Annotated in this window: 20 protein-coding genes, 1 other RNA gene and 1 pseudogene; 16 read left to right on the top strand and 6 right to left on the bottom strand. The window is 69.9% G+C overall.

Annotation, left to right across the window (positions count from 1 at the left end):
• Nucleotides 1–2: 2 nt before the first annotated feature.
• Nucleotides 3–614, top strand: coding sequence for an FMN-binding protein (locus ACPXBU_RS31415; RefSeq protein ID WP_393363932.1), 612 nt, complete (start codon nt 3–5; stop codon nt 612–614).
• Between the two features lie 49 nt (nt 615–663).
• Complete coding sequence (locus ACPXBU_RS31420; protein ID WP_425760991.1) at nt 664–1,386, top strand: FAD:protein FMN transferase; 723 nt, start codon at nt 664–666, stop codon at nt 1,384–1,386.
• Between the two features lie 418 nt (nt 1,387–1,804).
• On the opposite strand, the gene ACPXBU_RS31425 is transcribed toward ACPXBU_RS31420, so the two are convergent.
• Complete coding sequence (locus ACPXBU_RS31425; protein ID WP_393363929.1) at nt 1,805–2,476, bottom strand: bifunctional DNA primase/polymerase; 672 nt, start codon at nt 2,474–2,476, stop codon at nt 1,805–1,807.
• Between the two features lie 248 nt (nt 2,477–2,724).
• Between ACPXBU_RS31425 and ACPXBU_RS31430 the strand changes: the two genes are divergently transcribed.
• The 7 genes from ACPXBU_RS31430 to mctP all read left to right on the top strand — a co-directional run bounded on the left by ACPXBU_RS31430 (nt 2,725) and on the right by mctP (nt 9,434).
• Nucleotides 2,725–3,954 (top strand): helix-turn-helix domain-containing protein, encoded by a 1,230-nt coding sequence (locus ACPXBU_RS31430; protein WP_425760975.1) that lies wholly within the window; start codon nt 2,725–2,727, stop codon nt 3,952–3,954.
• A gap of 16 nt (nt 3,955–3,970) precedes the next feature.
• A complete protein-coding gene (locus tag ACPXBU_RS31435) occupies nt 3,971–4,543 on the top strand; it encodes a flavoprotein (protein ID WP_425760976.1) in 573 nt (190 codons plus the stop codon).
• Between the two features lie 121 nt (nt 4,544–4,664).
• On the top strand, nt 4,665–5,501 hold the full coding sequence (locus ACPXBU_RS31440; RefSeq protein WP_393364540.1) for a Nif3-like dinuclear metal center hexameric protein: 837 nt from the start codon (nt 4,665–4,667) through the stop codon (nt 5,499–5,501).
• The gene (locus tag ACPXBU_RS31445; RefSeq protein ID WP_393363920.1) at nt 5,491–6,228 is read left to right on the top strand and encodes a zinc ribbon domain-containing protein; all 738 of its coding nucleotides are present in this window, start codon (nt 5,491–5,493) and stop codon (nt 6,226–6,228) included. The genes ACPXBU_RS31440 and ACPXBU_RS31445 overlap by 11 nt, the downstream gene beginning before the upstream one ends.
• Before the next feature lie 3 nt (nt 6,229–6,231).
• Nucleotides 6,232–7,374, top strand: a complete 1,143-nt coding sequence (locus tag ACPXBU_RS31450) for a bifunctional RNase H/acid phosphatase (RefSeq protein WP_425760977.1) — start codon at nt 6,232–6,234, stop codon at nt 7,372–7,374.
• A 165-nt stretch (nt 7,375–7,539) separates the two neighbouring features.
• A complete protein-coding gene (locus ACPXBU_RS31455; RefSeq protein ID WP_425760978.1) occupies nt 7,540–7,782 on the top strand; it encodes a DUF3311 domain-containing protein in 243 nt (80 codons plus the stop codon).
• Nucleotides 7,782–9,434: a monocarboxylate uptake permease MctP gene (gene mctP, locus ACPXBU_RS31460; protein ID WP_393363911.1), complete on the top strand. Its 1,653-nt coding sequence runs from the start codon at nt 7,782–7,784 to the stop codon at nt 9,432–9,434. Before ACPXBU_RS31455 ends, mctP begins: the two co-directional genes overlap by 1 nt.
• 168 nt (nt 9,435–9,602) lie before the next feature.
• On the opposite strand, the gene ACPXBU_RS31465 is transcribed toward mctP, so the two are convergent.
• Entirely contained in the window at nt 9,603–10,058 is a 456-nt protein-coding gene (locus ACPXBU_RS31465; RefSeq protein WP_425760979.1) for a MarR family winged helix-turn-helix transcriptional regulator, read from the bottom strand.
• A gap of 54 nt (nt 10,059–10,112) precedes the next feature.
• On the opposite strand from ACPXBU_RS31465, the gene ACPXBU_RS31470 reads away from it, so the two are divergent.
• Entirely contained in the window at nt 10,113–11,345 is a 1,233-nt protein-coding gene (locus ACPXBU_RS31470; protein ID WP_425760980.1) for an MFS transporter, read from the top strand.
• Between the two features lie 42 nt (nt 11,346–11,387).
• Here ACPXBU_RS31470 and ACPXBU_RS31475 read toward each other — a convergent pair whose 3' ends face one another.
• The gene (locus ACPXBU_RS31475) at nt 11,388–12,149 is read right to left on the bottom strand and encodes a sulfite exporter TauE/SafE family protein (RefSeq protein ID WP_425760981.1); all 762 of its coding nucleotides are present in this window, start codon (nt 12,147–12,149) and stop codon (nt 11,388–11,390) included.
• 143 nt (nt 12,150–12,292) lie between these two features.
• On the bottom strand, nt 12,293–12,571 hold the full coding sequence (locus ACPXBU_RS31480) for a hypothetical protein (RefSeq protein ID WP_425760982.1): 279 nt from the start codon (nt 12,569–12,571) through the stop codon (nt 12,293–12,295).
• Between the two features lie 180 nt (nt 12,572–12,751).
• Here ACPXBU_RS31480 and ACPXBU_RS31485 point away from each other — a divergent pair, with 180 nt between their 5' ends.
• The 5 genes from ACPXBU_RS31485 (at nt 12,752) to ACPXBU_RS31505 (ending at nt 16,577) form a co-directional block, all read left to right on the top strand.
• Nucleotides 12,752–13,285, top strand: coding sequence for a hypothetical protein (locus tag ACPXBU_RS31485; RefSeq protein ID WP_425760983.1), 534 nt, complete (start codon nt 12,752–12,754; stop codon nt 13,283–13,285).
• A 68-nt stretch (nt 13,286–13,353) separates the two neighbouring features.
• Nucleotides 13,354–14,310, top strand: coding sequence for a threonine/serine dehydratase (locus ACPXBU_RS31490; protein ID WP_425760984.1), 957 nt, complete (start codon nt 13,354–13,356; stop codon nt 14,308–14,310).
• Between the two features lie 124 nt (nt 14,311–14,434).
• Nucleotides 14,435–14,850, top strand: an RNA gene (rnpB, locus tag ACPXBU_RS31495) — RNase P RNA component class A.
• Between the two features lie 110 nt (nt 14,851–14,960).
• Nucleotides 14,961–15,656: a hypothetical protein gene (locus ACPXBU_RS31500; RefSeq protein WP_425760985.1), complete on the top strand. Its 696-nt coding sequence runs from the start codon at nt 14,961–14,963 to the stop codon at nt 15,654–15,656.
• Between the two features lie 453 nt (nt 15,657–16,109).
• The gene (locus tag ACPXBU_RS31505) at nt 16,110–16,577 is read left to right on the top strand and encodes a DUF4265 domain-containing protein (RefSeq protein ID WP_425760986.1); all 468 of its coding nucleotides are present in this window, start codon (nt 16,110–16,112) and stop codon (nt 16,575–16,577) included.
• A 113-nt stretch (nt 16,578–16,690) separates the two neighbouring features.
• On the opposite strand, the gene ACPXBU_RS31510 is transcribed toward ACPXBU_RS31505, so the two are convergent.
• Nucleotides 16,691–17,341: a hypothetical protein gene (locus tag ACPXBU_RS31510; protein WP_425760987.1), complete on the bottom strand. Its 651-nt coding sequence runs from the start codon at nt 17,339–17,341 to the stop codon at nt 16,691–16,693.
• A 459-nt stretch (nt 17,342–17,800) separates the two neighbouring features.
• On the opposite strand from ACPXBU_RS31510, the gene ACPXBU_RS31515 reads away from it, so the two are divergent.
• Nucleotides 17,801–18,148, top strand: a complete 348-nt coding sequence (locus ACPXBU_RS31515; protein ID WP_425760988.1) for a hypothetical protein — start codon at nt 17,801–17,803, stop codon at nt 18,146–18,148.
• 21 nt (nt 18,149–18,169) lie between these two features.
• Here the strand turns inward: ACPXBU_RS31515 and ACPXBU_RS31520 are convergent.
• Nucleotides 18,170–18,266: pseudogene (locus ACPXBU_RS31520) on the bottom strand (IS982 family transposase); the annotation flags it as partial.

Genomic DNA, 18,266 nt, shown 5'->3' on the forward strand with positions numbered 1-18,266 from the left:
CCATGCGTCGCGCGTTGCTCGCGATCACCGGCCTGGCCGCCAGCACCACAGCGCTTGTGGTGTTCAAGGGCTCGCCGGGCGCCACCCAGGTCGCCCAGAACCTGCCGACCGCCCAGCCGGTGAACCCCACCCCGCAGGATGTCGACCCGGGCGCCGACCCGGCCGCCGATCCGGCCGCCGCACCGGTGGCCGGGGCACCGAAGCCGTCGGTGGCGCCCAGCGCGCCGTCGTCGCCCAAACCCGGCAAGACCACCGCCCGGCCGCCCGGCACCGCCCGCCCCACCACGAAGGCTCCGTCCGCGCCGCGGACCACCACCAAGGCGCCGCAGCCGACCACCCGGCGGGTGACCGGGCCGGGCGTGGACAACGAGTACGGGTACGTGCAGGTGCAGATCGTCGTCTCCGGCAACCGGATCGTCGAGGCCGTCTCGCTGTCGCTGCCCAGCGGCGGCGAGTCCGACATCCACAGCGACGACGTCAGCGACAGGTACGACGGCAGCGGCGGCGAGGTCGTGCAGAAGCAGAGCGCCAACGTCAACACCGTCTCCGGCGCCACCGAGACCAGCAACTCCTACAAGCAGTCGTTGCGGGGCGCGATCGAGGAGGCGTTCTGACGTGCCGGCCGCGATGATCCGACCCGGGCTGTGCCGGGTCGAGCAGATCATGGGTACGGCGATCACCCTGGACCTGGCCGACGACCTGCCGCCGGCGGCCCTGCACGAGTTGGCCGACGACGTCTTCGCCTGGATGCGCGAGGTGGACGCCAGGTTCAGCACGTACCAGCCGGACAGCGAGGTGTGCCGCTTCGACCGGGGCCAGGTGCTGCTCTCCGAGGCGTCCGCGGAGCTGCGGTTCGTGCTGGAGGCCTGCGCCGACCTGTGGGGCGCCACCGACGGGTTCTTCGACGCGTACGCCACCGGGCGGCTCGACCCGTCCGGCTTCGTCAAGGGCTGGGCGGCCCAGGTCGCCTCGGATCGCCTGCTCGCCGCCGGCGCCCCGAACCACTGCGTGAACGCGGGTGGTGACCTACGGGTACGCGGATTGTCCCCGGCCGGAGAACCGTGGCGGATCGGCATCCAGCACCCCTGGGACGCCATGGCCACCTGCCTGGTGCTCGCCGGCACCGACCTGGCGGTGGCCACGTCCGGCGTCTACGAGCGCGGCCGGCACGTGCTGGACCCGCGCCGGGGCGCCCCGGCCAGCGGGTTGCGTTCGGTGACGGTTGTCGGCACCGACCTCGGGGTGGCCGACGCGTACGCCACCGCGGCCCTCGCCATGGGGGCCACCGGTCTCGGCTGGTTGAACGGCCTCGACGGTCACACCCACGCGGTGGTGACCGACGACGCCCGCCAGTACCACTCCGCAGGCCTCCCGTTGACCGACTAACCCCCCCGCGCCGCCCCTCGCCGCCCCTCGCCGCCCCTCGCCCCCGCGATCTTGCAGTTTCTGTCTGTCATTCGTTCTGTTTTGCGGAGATTGCCGGGGCAGAAAGTGCAAGATCGCGGAGGTTGGGCGGCTGGGGCGGCTGGGCCGGGCCTTAGCGGACCGGGCGGTGGGTGCCGGCCGGGCGGGAGCCGGTGGGGCGTGGGCGGCCGGGGCGGGAGCCGGACGGTCGGGTGCCGGCCCACCTGTGGCGTGGGTGGCTGCGGCGCGGCGGTTCGGTCCCGTCGGGATGAGGCGCCCTGTCGTTCGTGGACATCGTTCCCCCGTTCGTGGCGCGCGTTCGCGCCGTCTCCCTGTCAACGAGGACCGGCGCCCCGGCGACGCTGTCGGGCACCTGATCGAATCGTCGACCGGGCCCGTCTCATCTGCCTCGTCGGGGCAGTGGCAGGTGACCGGGGAGCAGGTCCGGGGCGAGGGTCACCCCGGCGGCGCGCAGCGCTCCGATCAACGTGTTCTGCACGAGGTACGAATCCGGAAGTTGCCAGCGGGCCTGCTCGGGGGCGACCGCCCAGCGGACCGTGCCCTCCGGCAGCCTGGTGGGCGGGGCGGGCACCCACGAGCCCGGCCCGTGCCGGACCACGTGGAAACAGTGTTCCAACTCCGGCCGGAGCGGGTCGCCGGGGCGGACCAGGAACATCCACCGCCCGGTCGGGGTGACAAGCACCGGCCCGCGTACGCCGGTGCCGGCCGGGTGGATCCGCACCGCGTCGAGCACGTGCCGGCCCAGGTGGGCGGGCACCTCCAACACGTCGAAGGCCCGGCCGGTGGGCAGCAGCACCCCGTGTGGACGGTTCCGCCACCAGGTGGCCACCCGGGCCGGGTCGGCGCTGGCGGCCAACTCCCAGTTCTCCAGCGCGGGGTGACAGCCCACCGTGGGACAGCCGGCCCGGCCGCAGACGAAGCGACTGCGGGCGAGACAGGCCCCCGGCGTTACCTCCCACCCGTGTGTGGCGTACCGCATGGCGACCCGGCGCAGCCGGACTCGTTCCAGCGGCGACAGTTCGGCGACGCGCGGTCCGACGTTCCCCCACATGTGTGCTATCTCCCCTCGTCGGGCCCGGCGTTCGCCAGGTCGCATGTCGAGCACCGTCACTGCCGTAACCCACGATCGTTGAGGTTGACGAACGGCTCGTGCAACTTGCACGAAAAGTACGAGGACTGGCTGTACGGCTGACGTACATCGTGTGCGACCAGCGAAAACCTGAAAGCGAACGACAGTCACCGCACCCGCGGACATCGCCCCGGCTCGATCGGTCGGCGGCGGCAGGGGAGGATGGGCAGATGGACGAGCTACCCATAGGACGGCGAGTGGCTTACTGGCGGGGGCGCCGCAAGATGTCGCAGCAGGTCTTCGCCGACCGGCTGGGAAAGTCCAAGAGTTGGGTGGACAAGGTCGAACGCGGCGTCCGCCGACTGGACAAGTTCTCCGTCCTCTACGAGATCGCCGACATCCTCCAGGTCGACGTGCAACTCCTCCTGGGCAAGGACCCGGAGCGTCGCACCGACGCGCTGAACTGCATCGACCAGGTCGAGGTGCAGGAGATCCGGGCGGCACTTGAACGCTACGACTCGATGAGCGCGTACTTCGACGCGGTGCCGTGTCCGCCGCCGCTGGATGACCTGCGCAAGGCCGTCAACCACGCCTGGCTGACCTACCAGTACAGCCGCTACGGCATGCTCATCCGGGCGCTGCCCAAGCTGCTGCGCGACGCCCAGGCCGCCGACGCCGCCTACGGCGGTGACCGGGCCCCCGAGGCGGCCCACCTGCTCGGGCAGGTCTACCAGATCGCCTCCTCGGTGCTGCGCAAGCTCGGCGAGTGCGAGCTCGCCTGGTTGGCCGCGGACCGGTCGATGGCGGTGGCCCAGCGGGCCGACGACCCTCTGCTGGCCGGCATCGCCACCACCCGGGTCTGCAACGCGCTCGTCGCGATGGGCCGGGCCCGGCCCGCGCTGGAGCTGAACGTCCAGATCGCCAACCGGCTGGCCCCGGGCGGGAGCAACGAGGTCACCCCGGCCCGCCTCTCCGTCTACGGGATGCTGCTGCTCCAGGGTGCGATGGCCGCGTCGCGCATCGGTGACACGGCAAGCGTCGACGACCTGATCAACTGCGCGCAGGAGGCCGCCACACTGCTCGGCGGCGACCACAACCACTACTGGACGTCGTTCGGCCCGACGAACGTCGAGCTGCACCGGGCCGCCGCCGCGGTGGAGCTGGGCGACGGGGGCCGGGCCGTGGAGGTGCACCAACTGCGCATCTCGGAGCCCGACTTCAACGCGCTGCTGCCCGAACGCCGCGCCCATCACCTGCTCGACATCGCCCGCGGGTACGCCCAACTGGGCGACGTGGCGAACGCCGGCGAGATGCTGTTGCTCGGTGACCGACTCGCCCCGTCGGAGGTCCGCTGCCGTCCGATCGCCCACGAGGTGATGTCGGACATCCTTCGTCGCACACGTGGTGCGCCGCCTTCTCCGGTAGCGGAGTTGGCTGAGCACATGGGAGTAGGGGTATGAGCGCGGAGCCGGTGTGATGGCCGGTTCACCACGTCACAGCGGGCACCGTCAGGTGCTCTACGTCATCGCCTGCGGTTCACCGCTGGCCCGGCACGTCGGCCGTCTGGTCGACCTTGCCCAGCAGGATGGTTGGGACGTCTGCGTGGTCGCCACGCCCGACGGGGCGAAGTTCGTCGACCAGGCCGCACTGGCCCGGCAGACCGGCCACCCGGTGCGGACGCACTACAAGAATCCCGGTGACCCGGACGTCCTGCCGCCCGCCGACGCCATGATCGTCTGCCCGGCCACCGTCAACACGGTCAACAAGTGGGCGGCCGGGATCACCGACACCCTGGCGCTCGGGCTGCTGGTCGAGGCGCAGGGCAAGGGCGTCCCCGTCGTCGCGGTGCCGTTCACGAACGCCGCGATGGCCGCCCACCCCGCGTTCCGCGCCGGGGTGGCCCGGCTGGCCGAGTGGGGCGTCACCGTGCTCTTCGGTGACCACGTGATCGCCCTGCATCCGCCCGGCATGGGGGAGCAGCACCTGCACGCCTTCCCGTGGGCGATGCCGCTGACCGCGCTGCACGCCGTCTCCGTGGGCGCCGTCTAGCGCGTTCACCCGCGCAGCCCGCCCGCGACGCGGCCGGGCCGGGTGTCACCGCTGGACCGCCTCCGCGCCGGTAAGCTGGCCCGCCGTGAGCACTAGCAGATCCGCCCCCACGGTGACCGACGTGGTGGCCGAGCTGGAACGGCGCTATCCACCGGCCTGGGCCGAGGAATGGGACCGGGTGGGCCTGGTGCTCGGTGAGCCGGCCGCCCCGGTCCGCCGGGTGCTCTGCGTGGTCGACGTGGTGCCCGAGACGGTCGCCGAGGCGCTCGCCGCCGACGTGGACATGATCGTCGCGCATCACCCGCTGCTGCTGCGCGGGGTCTCGTCGGTGGCGCCGACGACCTTCAAGGGCCGGATCATCCACCAGCTCATCCGGGCCGGGGTGGCGCTCTATGCGGCGCACACGAACGCCGACGTGGCCGCCCCGGGCGTCTCCGACGCCCTCGCCGCCCGATTCGGGCTGACCGGGCTGCGACCGCTTCAGCGACCCGCGCCCGGCTCGCCCGCCCACGGCGACGACCGGGGCTTCGGCCGGGTCGGGGAGCTGCCCCGGCCGATGACTCTCGCCGAGTTGACCCGGCACGCGGCCGCCGTGCTCCCCGTCACGTCCTGGGGAGTTCGCGCGGCGGGGGATCCCGGGCGTATGGTTCGTACCCTCGCCGTCAGCGGCGGGTCGGGGGACAGCTTCCTCGGCGCCGCGACCGCCGCCGGGGTGGACGCGTTCCTCACCGCCGACCTGCGGCACCACCCGGCCGGCGAGCACCTCGCCGCCGATGGTCCCGCCCTGATCGACGCCGCCCACTGGGCGACCGAACGACCGTGGCTGGACGACCTGGCCGCCCTCCTGCGGGAGGCGCTGGGCGTCGAGACGCTGGTGTCCGACCTGGACACCGACCCGTGGACCGTGCACGCCGCCGCACCCGCTGTGGACGACAAGGAGCCCGACCGTGAAGGCTGACCCTCAGGTGCAGCGCCGCCTGCTCGACCTCCAGGCGATCGACACCAACCTCGCCCAGCTCGCGCACCGCAGGCGAACGCTTGCGGAGCGGGCCGAGCTGGAGTCGCTGGCCCGGGAGTTGTCGTCGTTGGAGGATGAGCGGGTCCGCGCCCAGGTGGCGGTCGACGACCTGGACCGGGACATCGCCCGGTTGGAGAAGGACGTCGAGCAGGTCCGCGCCCGCAAGGAGAAGGACGAGAACCGGCTCGCCGCCGGCACCGGCCCGGCCCGCGAGCTGGAGGCGCTCCAGCACGAGCTGGTCTCGCTGAACCGGCGCCAGGGCGACCTGGAGGACGCCGAGCTGGAGCTGATGGAGCAGCGCGAAACCGCGCAGGGCGTCCTGGACGGCGTGGAGCAGCGGCTGGCCGACACCCGGGACAAGCGGGCCGCGACCGAGCAGCGCCGCGACGACGCGCTGGCCGAGATCACCAAGGAGGAGGAGTTCAAGCGGGGAGCCCGTCAGCCGCTCGCCGCCGACCTCCCGGCCGACCTGGTCACCCTCTACGACAAGATCCGGGCGGACACCGGGTTGGGCGCCGCGCTGCTCACCGCGGGCCGCTGCGGCGGCTGCCGGCTGGACCTGTCCGGTGCCGACCTGGCCCGGATCCGCAAGGCCGCCCCGGACGACGTGGTCCGCTGCGAGGACTGCCGGCGGATCATGGTCCGCACCAACGAGTCGGGTCTGTAGGTCGTGGCGCCGCGGGTGGTGAGCGTCGAGGCCGACGGCGGTTCCCGGGGCAATCCCGGCCCCGCCGGCTACGGCGCGGTGGTGCGTGACGCGGAAACCGGCGAGGTGCTCGCCGAGCGCTCCGAGTCGCTCGGCACGGCGACGAACAACGTCGCCGAGTACCAGGGGTTGATCGCCGGCCTGACCGCCGCCGCCGAGCTGGGCGCCGCCGAGGTGGACGTCCGGATGGACTCCAAGCTGGTGGTCGAGCAGATGTGCGGCCGGTGGCAGATCAAGCACCCCGGCCTGCGTCCCCTCGCGGCCGAGGCCGCCGGGTTGGTGGGCGGGTTCACCGCGGTGCGCTTCGCCTGGATCCCCCGCGAGCAGAACCGGCACGCCGACGCGCTCGCCAACGCCGCCATGGACGCCGCCGCCGGTCGACCGGCGCGGACCCCGACGACGGGCCAACCCCCGGCGACGCCCACGACGGGCAGCGACCCGGCGACCGCCCCGGCCTCCTGGGAGCCGCGGCCGACCTTCACCGCCACCCGGCTGATCCTGGTCCGGCACGGCGAGACCGAGTACACCGAGCAGCGGCGCTACTCCGGCCGCGGCGACGTGCCGCTGTCCGCGAAGGGCCGGGCCCAGGCCCTGGCCACCGGCGCCCGGGTGGCCGCGCTGGCCCCGTCCGCCGCGGCCGTGCTCAGCTCACCGCTCTCCCGGTGTACGGCCACCGCGGCGGCGATCGCCGAGGCGCTCGACGGCGACGTGCCGGTGCGTACCGAGGACGACCTGATCGAGTGCGACTTCGGCCAGTGGGAGGGGCGGACCTTCGCCGAGGTACGCCAGCAGTGGCCGGGGGAGATGGACGCCTGGCTCGCCTCACCCCGGATCGCCCCGCCGGGCGGGGAGTCGTTCACCCACGTCGCCGAACGCGCGCACCGTGTCATCTCCGGGCTGCTCACCGCGTACCCCGGGGAGACCGTGGTGGTCGTCTCGCACGTCTCGCCGATCAAGCTGGTGCTGCGCGACGCCCTCGCGGCCGGCGACGGCTTCCTGCACCGGCTCTTCCTGGACGCGGCCGGCATCTCGCTGCTCGACATGTGGCCGGACGGCGGCGTCGCCGTCCGCACGGTCAACGACACCGCCCACCTCGCCGCCCTCTGAGCCGGCACACCCCACCTGATCTGGCCAGCCGGCCGGTCGCGCCGTTCGGCGCAGCCGGTCGGCCGTTCGGCGCAGCACCCTCCGCGAGGGTCGGGTGACCGCCGTCACAGAGTCGTAGCCTCCGGCCGTTACATCGAGAGCCTCGACTCCCCGGAGGTCTGTCAGATGGCTACACCGGAACCGGAGGCGCCCACCACGGCGCCAACCAGGGCGAAGGACCACAGCCCCTGGAACTGGTTGCTCTTCATCCCGATCGTGGTGCCGCTGATCCCGGTCTTCTTCAACGGCGACTCGCCTCGGGTCTTCGGCTTCCCGCGCTTCTACTGGCTGCAACTGGCGTACATCCTGCTCGGCGTCTCCACCACGACGCTCGTGTACCAGATGACGAAGAAGCGGGGAGGCCGCTGATGTGGCGCGACCATCTCACCGAGATCATCGTCTTCTCGTTCCTCTTCCTGCTGGTGAGCGTGATGGGCTTCGTGGCCGCCCGGTGGCGGGCGCCGAAGGACATGGCGCACCTGGACGAGTGGGGATTGGGCGGGCGCAGCTTCGGCGGCTGGATCACCTGGTTCCTGGTCGGCGGTGACCTCTACACCGCGTACACCTTCGTGGCGGTGCCGGCGCTGGTGTTCGGCGCGGGCGCGATGGGCTTCTTCGCGGTGCCGTACACGATCGTCATCTATCCATTGGTGTTCCTGGTGCTCTGCCGGCTCTGGTCGGTCTCGCACCGGCACGGCTTCGTCACCCCGGCGGACTTCGTCCGCAGCCGCTTCGACTCACCGGTGCTGGCCCTGCTCGTCGCGATCACCGGCATTGTCGCCACCATGCCGTACATCGCCCTGCAACTGGTCGGCATCGAGGCGGTGCTCAAGACGATGGGGGTGACCGGCGAGAGCGCGCTGGCCCGACACCTCCCGATCATCATCGCGTTCGCGATCCTGGCCGCGTACACGTACCAGTCGGGGCTGCGCGCACCGGCGCTGATCGCGTTCGTCAAGGACGCCCTGATCTACGTGGTGATCCTGGTCGCGGTGATCTGGCTGCCGCAGAAGCTGGGCGGCTGGGGCAGCATCTTCGACGCCGCCGAGGCGAAGTTCCAGGCCACGGCACAGAACCCGAACGACGGGATCCTGCTCAACGGCAACAACCAGCTTCAGTACGTGACGCTGGCACTCGGTTCGGCGTTGGCGCTCTTCCTCTACCCGCACAGCATCACCGGTGTGCTGGCCAGCCGGAACCGCGACGTGATCAAGCGGAACATGTCGGCGCTGCCGGCGTACAGCCTGATCCTCGGATTGATCGCGCTGCTCGGCTACATGGCCATCGCGTCCGGGGTGAAGCCGCTGCCGGGGTCGAAGCCCGGCACCGCGGACGCGAACACGGTCGTGCCGGTGCTGTTCGACCAGCAGTTCCCGGACTGGTTCGCCGGTGTGGCGTACGCGGCCATCGGCATCGGCGCGCTGGTGCCCGCGGCGATCATGTCGATCGCGGCGGCGAACCTGTTCACCCGCAACATCTACAAGGAGTACCTGAAGCGGGACGCCTCCCCGGCCCAGGAGGCAAACGTCTCGAAGATCACCTCGCTGGTGGTGAAGGTCGGTGCGGTGGCCTGCATCGTCTTCCTCGACCCGCAGTTCTCCATCGACCTCCAGCTCATCGGCGGCGTGATCATCCTGCAGACGCTGCCGGCGGTGGCGCTCGGTCTCTACACCCGATGGTTCCACCGCACCGGACTGATCGTCGGCTGGGCGGTCGGCATGGGGTTGGGCATGTGGATGCTCTACCAGGTGGCCAGCCCGACCCGGAAGCACTTCGGCGGCTCGGCGTTCCCGCTGTCCGAGTTCGGGTTCGACACCACCAAGACGATCTACGTCGGCATCGTGGCGGTCCTGGTCAACCTGGCTGTCGCGGCACTCGTGACGCTGGCGCTGCGGGCCGCGAAGGTCGAGGAAGGAGCCGACGGCACCACGCCCGACGACTACTTCGCCGACGAGGGCGACCCCCGGGTCACCCCGGGCACCGACCGCGACGCCGACTCGGCCCGCGAACCAGTCGCCTGATCCGAGGCACGTACGCGCTCCCCCGCCCCCTCCCGCGCCTCCCGCCCCCTCCCGCGCCGATCTTGCACTTTGTGTCGTAGAAAAGTCAGGATTTGTGGCATAGGTATCGACAGAAAGTGCAAGATCGGCGAATTCGGCGTGGGGTGGGGTGGGGGTCAGGGCTCGGGGTTAGGGGCGGTTGCGGTTTATCAGGGCCTGGTTGAGGCGGCCTAGGAGGACTGCGAGGGCGGAGCGGTCCTCGGTCGTCCAGTCGGCCAGCATGTCGCCGTAGAGCCGAGTGCGGGCGGCCTGCACGGCGGCCATCCGTTGCAGGCCGGCGGTAGTGGGGGAGATGACCGTGCCCCGGCCGTCGGACGGGTCCGGGGTCCGCGTGATCAGGCCGTCGCGTTGCAGGGCGGAGACCTGCCGGGTCACCGTCGAGCCGTCCAGGTTGAGTCGGGCGGCGAGCGCGGAGACGTTCTGCGGGCCGGCGTCGGCCAGGTGACGCAGGATGACGTACGCCGCGCGGTCCAGCACCCGGTGCTCGGCGGTGCCGGTGGCCCGCCGGGTGGCCTCGCCGAAGCGCATCAGCAGGGCCACCTCGGTCTCGATCTGGCCGAGGGTGCTCTCGTCGTCGTCACTCATAGCTGTATGATACAGGATAAGTACCTGTATGATACAGCTAGTTGAGGAGTCGGAGTGGATCGGCGTACCGAACCGAACCGCAGTGCCATCTACGCCACCACACTGGTGGCCTTCCTCGCCATCGCCGGCATCGCCGTCGTCGACCCGATCCTGCCGGCCATCGGCGAGGCGATCGGAGTCAGCGCCTGGCAGGTCGAGTTGCTGTTCACCGCGTACATCGCGGTCATGGCTCTTGGCATGATCCCGGCGACGCTGGCCAGCGGCCGGTTCGGCTTCAAACCGGTGCTCATCACCGGCGTCTCCGTGGTCGGCCTCGCCGCGATCCTCGCCTCGTTCAGCGACAACATCGTGCAACTCTCCGTGCTGCGCGGTGTCTGGGGGCTGGGCAACGCGATGTTCTTCGCCACCGCCATGGTGGTGCTCGTCAACCTGGCCGTCGACCGGGAATGGGTGGTCGGCCTCTTCGAAACCGCCCTGGGCCTCGGCTTCGCCGTCGGCCCACTGATCGGCGGCCTGCTCGGCGAGGTCAGCTGGCGGCTGCCGTTCTTCGTCTGCGGCGTCTTCATGGTCCTCGCCCTCGGCGTGGCCTCCCGCAAACTCCGCGAGCCCACCAACCGGCAGGCCCCGGTACGCGTCGGCCAGATCTTCGCCACCTACCGCCGGCCGGCGTTCATCGCCCTCTGTGCGGTGACCGCCGCGTACAACTTCGTGTTCTTCGTGGTGCTCGGCTACACGCCGCTCTTCCTCGGCCTGGACGTCATCCCGCTGGGGCTCGCCTTCACCGGCTGGGGGCTGGGCCTGGCCGCCGGCATCATGGTGATCGGCCACCGGCTGGCCCACCGCGTCGGCGCCGTGCAGACCGTCGGCGTGGCCATCGCCGGGCTACTGGTCTGCATGGTCCTCTTCGCCACCTCCGGCAGCACCGCCGAGGCGCTCGTGGTGCTGGTGCTCGCCGGACTCTGCATGGGCCTGGCCAACGCCAACCTCACCGATCTGGCGCTCGGCCTGGGCTCCAGCGACCGGCGGGTCGCCACCGGCGCGTTCAACCTGGTCCGCTGGGGTGCCGCCGCGCCCGCGCCGATTATCTCCGGCAAGCTCGCCGAACACTCGCTGTCGTTGCCGTTCTGGGTCGGCTTCGGGGTCCTCGCCGTGGGCGTGCTCGTCTACCTGGCGTTCGCGCACCTGATGGCGGCCGGCTACGGCGAACGGGTGCTCTGGTCCCGCTGGAACCGCGCCGCCGCCGACGCCGAACACGCGGCCGAGGAGCCGGTGGGCGAGGCCTACTGACCCGGCGCCCGGCGCGGCGGGACAGCCCGCCGGTCGGGCCGGTCAGGTCAGAGCGCGCCAGAGCAGGTACAGGCCGATCGTCGTGCCGAACACCACGATCAGCGTCTTGAGCAGCACCGGCGGCAGTCGGCGCACCAGCCGGGCGCCCGCGTACCCACCGACCAGGGTGGCCGGCGCGACCACCGCGACGGCCGTCCAGTTCACCGGGCCGAACACGGCGAACACCACGAGCGTGGTCAACCCCACGAGCGCGGAGAGCAGATTCTTGATCGCGCTGACCCGCGCCAGGGTCGCGTCCAGCACCAGGGCCAACCCGGCGACAAGCATCACCCCGAGGGCCGCCCCGAAGTACCCGCCGTACACCGCACCCAGCGCGACCATCGTCTGTACGGCGACCGTCCGCCGGCGTGGCGACAGGTCCCGGGGGTGACCGACCAGCCGGCGCAGCGGGTCCTGGAAGGCCAGGACCGCTGTCGCGCCGAGGACGAGGAACGGTACGACAAGCTCGAACGTACGAGCCGGGGTGGCCAGCAGCAGCAACGCGCCGAGAATCGTGCCGACGATCGTGGTGGGTAGCAGCGTGGCCAGAGCACGGGTACGCGGAAGGTCCATCCGGCTGCCCGCCACGCTGGCCAGGTAACCGGGGAACACCGCGATCGAGTTGCTGACGTTCGCCGCGACCGGGGGCAACCCGACCGCGATCATCGCCGGAAAGGTGATCAACGAACCACCGCCGGCCACCGCGTTCACCGTGCCCGCGGCGAGACCCGCGGCGAGCAGCAGCGCGGCGTGGGAGAGATCCATAGCCCCACGAGGCTAGCGTCTGCCCGCCGGAGCGGATCCGCCGGACCAGCGACGTTGAGCTGCGTGATCTTGCTCAGGCGGGGCGGCAATACCGGCGGAGCGGAGTCGGCCGGATTGCCTCCGCGCGCCGCACGACTGCTGGGTCAGGTGTCGCCGGGGTGACGCAGATAGGCCTCGACCATCGTTCGCAGCGCGTACGTGAGACCGGCGTAGCGATCGTCGGCGGGGTCCATGGCCTGCCAGTCCCGTGCGAGCTTGTCGACCAGATCCAACAGCGGCAGGTGGCTGTCCATCAGCGCGTCCTCGCCGAAACGCTTGGCGATAACGGCATACGCGTGGTTGTCCGCCTCGTTGCATCGACGGAGGTACCGAACAAGCTCATGGTCGTTCATCCGCCCATCTTCGGGCAGTGGACGCGCCATCGGACCTGGGTGTGCCCCGCACCATTTTGGTAACAGCACGTCGGACCCCGGCTCGCTGACCAGGTCACGCGAAGCCCCAGCACGACGGCGGAGGAGCCCGGCGTGGAACCCTCGCCGATGCCGGTGTCTCCTCCAGGTTTTGCGGTGGCGCACTCCGGAAGCTGAGTGTGGAGTCGGGGAATGTCCTCGCATCTGGATTTCTTCGCCGACTTCGCGGTCAGCGGCATGGTCCTCGGCGTCGGTCTCGGCTCCCGACCGGACGACTGGCCGGGCGTACTGGGGTCAGACTTCGATGAGGGATCGTGGAACGATCGCCACCTGGTGCGGCAGTTCGGGTTCGTCAACGCCAACTTCCAGGACGGGTCGGGCGAGTGGGTCTGTGATTCCGTCGTCGTCCACGCCTGGAAGTTACACAAGTTCGACGACATGGTCCCCAATGCGATCGGCAGCCGGTACGGGAGCTTCCCGCCCCGGGTGCCGTTCGAGGAGGTGGCCGAGCGGCTCGTCAGCGCGGGCGTGGAGATCTATCACGTCCGGCGGGTGCATATGGCTTCCCTCGAGAATTATTGGATACCGGATTGCAAGGTCATGTTCTGGTTGATCTCCGAATACCAGCTGGAAGACTTCCCCGCGTTGCGGCTCGGGGACGTCGATTCGGTGTCCACCGTCACCGGCGTCGACCTTCGGGCGGAGCTGCTGACCCGCTACCGCTGATGGGGCATCACGTCGTCTGCTCCTGATCCACGGGCTGGCCTCTGCCGCTGCTGTGGCACGCTTCGGTGATGATCGAGCTCGCGGACATCGAGGCGGCCGCCGACCGGATCGCCGACCATGTGGTCCACACACCAACCGTGCCCAGCCCCGGCCTGTCCGAGCTGCTCGGCGTGCCCGTCACCGCCAAGCTGGAGCTGCTGCAACGTACCGGGTCGTTCAAGGCGCGTGGCGCGGCGGCGAAGCTGCTCGTCCTGGACGACGCCGAGCGGGCGGCGGGCGTGCTGGCGGTCAGTGGCGGCAACCACGGCATCGCGGTCGCGGTGATGGCCGGCGCCCTGGGCGTGGCGGCGACCGTGGTGATGCCCCGGACGGCGCCGGCGCGTGCCATCGAGGTGGCCCGCGCGGCCGGTGCCGACGTCCATCTGACCGACGGCATGGCCGCCGCGTTCGCGCTCATGTCCCGGCTGCGGGAGGACGGCCTGACCCTGCTGCACCCGTTCGACGACCCGGTGGTGCTCGCCGGGCAGGGCACTGTCGGATTGGAGTTCGCCGACGACGCCGGTGAGGTGACCGACGTGCTGGTCAGCGTCGGCGGCGGGGCGCTGATCGCCGGGGTGGCCGCCGCGCTGCGGGCACGCCGGCCGGGGGTACGGGTCTGGGGCGTGGAGACCGAGGGCGCGCAGGCGATGTCGCAGGCCCTGGCCAAGGGTGGGCCGGTCGAGGTGCCGCTGTCGTCGATCGTCACCACGCTCAGCGCGCCGACCGTCTCGCGGCTCACCTACGACCATGTGACTGCCCTGGTCAGCGACGTGCTCGTGGTCTCCGACGCCGAGGCGGTGCGGGGGACTGTGGAGTTGGCCGAGCATGGGAAGGTCTGGGCCGAGCCGGCCGCCGGATGCCTGCTGCCGGCCGCCCGCCTGGTACGGGAGCGGGTGGGTGACGATGCCCGGTTGGGTCTCGTGCTCTGCGGCGGCAACTCCACGGTCGCCGACGTGGTGTCGTGGACAGCGCACCTGGGGGCCTGAGCGCCCTCGGGTAATCCCCACGGCCCGCCGGCCCCGCCATCGCCATCGCCATCGCCATCGGCCGAGCCGAGCCGGGGCGGAACGGGGCGTCCCCACCACGCCGTTAGGATGAGGGCGCGACGGACGAGTCGACCGGGCGGTCGCGTCGGCGGGCTCCGGCCCGCCGCCGAGGAACGTCCGGACTCCACAGGGCAGGGTGGTTGTTAACGGCAACCCGGGGCGACCCGCGGGACAGTGCCACAGAAAACAGACCGCCGACCCCAACGGGGACGGTAAGGGTGAAACGGTGGGGTAAGAGCCCACCAGCACCCCGGGTGACCGGGGTGGCTCGGTAAACCCCACCCGGAGCAAGGCCAAGCAAGGGCCGTCACCGCTAGATGACGACCCGGCGCAGACGCTTGAGGGCTGCCCGCCCGATGTCTGCGGGTAGGCCGCTGGAGCCTGCCGGCAACGGCAGGCCGAGATGGATGGCCGCCGCCGGCGCAAACCCTTCGGGGTACGCGCCGCGCACAGAATCCGGCGTACAGGTCGACTCGTCCGTCGCCCACCAGATCAGAGCTAGGGAGAACGCACCAACGTAACCGGCGTCACCAGCCAAGGTCAGTCAGCCGCACCAGCGCAAGCGGCTACGGGTCTGCGAGGATCGGCAGATGCCCCTCCTCGGCTATCTCAACCGCTTCCGCCCACCGGTTGATGCATCCGTGCTTGTCGACGCGACGCCGTGGCTTACTCACCCCTTGTTCTGGCCGGCGTTCCTGCTCTCCGTGGGCGGCTCCTACACGGCTGCGGTGGCCTTCGACCTCGATCCGGCAGATGTCGAGGTCTACGCGGAGGAGATGCACCAGCACGGCATCTGGCCCGTCATCTCTCTGAACCTCGCCCAAGGCCACCGCATACACATCCTCTTCCGCAACTACGAGGACGATTCGGGATGGGACTACCTGCTTCAGCAAGCGGGATCTGACGACGTGATCACCGCCGCGTCGCTGGAGGGCGGTTTCCACGGGCCGGCACTCTCCTGGCCCGAGCTGGTCAGGACAGCGAGTCAACCGGACCCGAAGCACAGTCAGGCGGAACGTCTCCTCCTGCTCCTTCCTGCTGTGGGCGATGCCGCCATCCCGCGCGGAGCCAACCAGATGGTAGCGGCGGCCGTCACCGCTGTAGGCGCTCAACGGCGACAGAACGAGGTTGCCGGAGAGCTGCTGGCCGGGAGCAGTCGATTCTGGGGCGACAGCGATTGGACAGAGCAGAAGGGGCTGCCCGTCTGCCTCGGCCACCATGGCCCTCGTCACCTGGAAGCGCCGGCTGACCGCCTTGCCCTGCTGGCCGAGGCCTTCGGCGGCTAGACCCGCAGCGGCTCGGTTGCAAGCCACCTGGAAGCTCCTCGCCGAAGTGCTCGTCATGGCGAGCGGGTACGAGTAGCACCCAGCCATCGGGCCCCAGCGTCCGTGGCCGTCCACGTTGCCCGCGCTCGTCGTCATCCGGTTAGTCACCCGCCCGCACCGCTGGGAAGGCCCTGCTGCACATGGCCTCGACATCACGTAGCCCCTCGTCCTCCCCCCAGATGCAGGCCGCGCAGATAGAGAGGTTGCGATAGTCCGGCCTCGGGTGCGCCTGCGGCGCGTGCCCGCACTCGGGACAGGGCTCACCGTCATGACTGTTCACGCTGCGATCGTCGCAGGCGCGCAGCGTCCATGATTAATAAGTTCGCCCGGCGTCCTGGTCCTCGCGACGGTTGGCCCCCGCGTGCTCAGGGTGTCCGTCGGCAGAACGCTGATCGTCCAGAGAGGAGGAACGTGATGCCCGAACTGCCGGACGAGTGGGTTCAGGTGTGGTTTCTCATGCCGCCCGGCAGCAATGCGACGAGCATGGGGATGGGCGCGATACCGGTGGCGCCGGATCGGGTACGGCTGCCGAGTGCGCCGTGGGCAGCGTTCGACGCCGCGATGCACGACGTCTTTCGGGTCGAGCGCGACCACGAGGGCCAGTGGTGGGTCAAGGAAAAGGTCACGGCATCGGGTTACTGCGCGATCCGCATCTGGGCCCCTGACGACAATGATCCCGAACGGTTCGAGAAGGGTGTCCTGGCTGACTTCGCCCCGCTGCAGGTGAGTGGGGCGGGCATGTTCGGGCTTGTCGTCCTCGATGTTCCACCGACAGTGGATCTGCCCCGGGTGTGGCGGCTCCTACGCGACGGCGAACGCGCCGGCCGTTGGACTGTCGACGAGTTGTGTGTCACCGCGGCGTGGCAGGCGGCCGCTCCATAGTCAGGGGAATCCGCCCGGCTGTCGTGTCGGGAACTCGTACCGGCGACAAGACGGCGCTCACCGGATCGCCGTCGAAACAAGCCGGCGCAACAGATCCGGCGCTGGGTCGATAGTCAATCCGAGCCGTTTATGATCAGTAGATGCAATGCGCTGATCACGCAAAGGATTGCCGACAGTGTGAGGGAGATGCTTGTCGCGACTCCGGGAACCTCGGGATCGGAGAAGAGCGTCCAGTAAGCGTAAACTGCGAATAGCAATGGCAGCACTAATCCGCTGGCCACCTCAGCTGATCCTATTACCGTTCTTAACTTGGTGGACTGCCCGTCAAAGTAAAAATCATCTCGTCTCATCACGGACACCGGGCCATCCCAGTCGAGAAGGAGCGTGTCGAGGGCAGACGTGCTGCACTGCGGCCAGTAGCGCTCCATTATCAAATCATACAGTTTTTCATAGATGTTGAACGCTTTCATAAGGCTTAGGTAGCGCAGGAGAAAGAATAGGCTTGCCACAGGAAGGGCCAGTCTGAAGAACGTGAAGTCCTGTACTTTGACCCCAAGTAGCTCCGCTTCGGTCAGCTTTGCGTTCGAGAGGAGAAAGAACGCGGCCACAAGCGCCACAGAAAGACCAATAGAGCGAGAAGCTTTTCGACCGATTCCGTTGGCGATGTCGAGAAGTCGACCGATGAACATCCGCATGTCTTCCCGATCGACATCCTCGTTGTTCAAAAATTCTTCGATTCTCTTCTCGTACCTGGAACTGTCCACAAGCACCCCATGCGGAAGCCGGATCGATTGGGCCCCTCGATCGAAGCATGCCACCGCAACTCGGTCGCCATCCCGATGCTCCGATGGGTGTCAAGCTCGGTCGGGCGCCGGAGATTGACACCTCGTCCGAAGAACGCCATCCATCGGCGAGCCGCTCATGCGGCGGGGCTGAGCTGGTCGAACGGATCGCGCAAGAGCGGCGTTGTTCGCACCCGTTGTCACTTGTCGGTAAACGGGGGTCAGTGCGGCACCGGGTACGGCCCGTCGGGTTCCAAGACACCTGTCGCCGCGACGGTGCCCCGTCACGTCACCGAGCTGCCGCTCGGCTGGCTCCAGCCGCGCGAGGGCGGGCTCCCCGGCCGGGCCGTCCGTGCAGGTGTGCCCTACGCCGAGACTCCAGGATTGTCTGTCGATCTTGAATCGACTGGTCAGGTCACACCGCCCGGGGGATCATGAGGCGTGACCGGTGCGGACGAGGTGCTGAGGATCGCGGACGTGCGCCGAGCGTGCGCGATGCTGTTGGACGCGGCGGAGAGCCGGTACGGCCCTGAGATCCAGCTGTCACAGCTCGACGTCGACTACTACTGGAACGTCGATCTTCGCGCGGCATACACGATGGCCGCGCAGCCGGAACTGGCGATCGACTGTGGGCAGAGCAGCGACGATCTCGCCGAGTTGTCCGGTCTCCTTCAGCGAGATCCGGAGGACGTCGTATCGCTGTGGCACGACATCGGCCACCTGAGTGGGCTCTTGCGGCTGCTGGCGTACCTCGATCTGCCTGACACCGGCGAGGCTCGCGGCGCCTAGACGAGTAAGTCCGAAGTCTGGTCAGTGGTCGTAGGCGATCTGGGACCTGGTCACGGGTTGGCCGGTGGTCCGGTTGTGCCAGATCGCGGCGGTCATCGCGAGGAGGCGTTGCGCGACG

The sequence above is a fragment of the Micromonospora sp. DT231 genome, from assembly GCF_049847025.1.
Taxonomy (GTDB): domain Bacteria; phylum Actinomycetota; class Actinomycetes; order Mycobacteriales; family Micromonosporaceae; genus Micromonospora.

Coding starts and splice junctions, on each gene's coding strand:
- ACPXBU_RS31490 (WP_425760984.1), top strand. CDS start 13,354: ATGATCGAGCTCGCGGACATCGAGGCGGCCGCCGACCGGATCGCCGAC.
- ACPXBU_RS31480 (WP_425760982.1), bottom strand. CDS start 12,571: ATGGCGCGTCCACTGCCCGAAGATGGGCGGATGAACGACCATGAGCTT.
- ACPXBU_RS31500 (WP_425760985.1), top strand. CDS start 14,961: ATGCCCCTCCTCGGCTATCTCAACCGCTTCCGCCCACCGGTTGATGCA.
- mctP (WP_393363911.1), top strand. CDS start 7,782: ATGTGGCGCGACCATCTCACCGAGATCATCGTCTTCTCGTTCCTCTTC.
- ACPXBU_RS31505 (WP_425760986.1), top strand. CDS start 16,110: ATGCCCGAACTGCCGGACGAGTGGGTTCAGGTGTGGTTTCTCATGCCG.
- ACPXBU_RS31420 (WP_425760991.1), top strand. CDS start 664: ATGGGTACGGCGATCACCCTGGACCTGGCCGACGACCTGCCGCCGGCG.
- ACPXBU_RS31435 (WP_425760976.1), top strand. CDS start 3,971: ATGGCCGGTTCACCACGTCACAGCGGGCACCGTCAGGTGCTCTACGTC.
- ACPXBU_RS31455 (WP_425760978.1), top strand. CDS start 7,540: ATGGCTACACCGGAACCGGAGGCGCCCACCACGGCGCCAACCAGGGCG.
- ACPXBU_RS31465 (WP_425760979.1), bottom strand. CDS start 10,058: ATGAGTGACGACGACGAGAGCACCCTCGGCCAGATCGAGACCGAGGTG.
- ACPXBU_RS31485 (WP_425760983.1), top strand. CDS start 12,752: ATGTCCTCGCATCTGGATTTCTTCGCCGACTTCGCGGTCAGCGGCATG.
- ACPXBU_RS31415 (WP_393363932.1), top strand. CDS start 3: ATGCGTCGCGCGTTGCTCGCGATCACCGGCCTGGCCGCCAGCACCACA.
- ACPXBU_RS31430 (WP_425760975.1), top strand. CDS start 2,725: ATGGACGAGCTACCCATAGGACGGCGAGTGGCTTACTGGCGGGGGCGC.
- ACPXBU_RS31425 (WP_393363929.1), bottom strand. CDS start 2,476: ATGTGGGGGAACGTCGGACCGCGCGTCGCCGAACTGTCGCCGCTGGAA.
- ACPXBU_RS31475 (WP_425760981.1), bottom strand. CDS start 12,149: ATGGATCTCTCCCACGCCGCGCTGCTGCTCGCCGCGGGTCTCGCCGCG.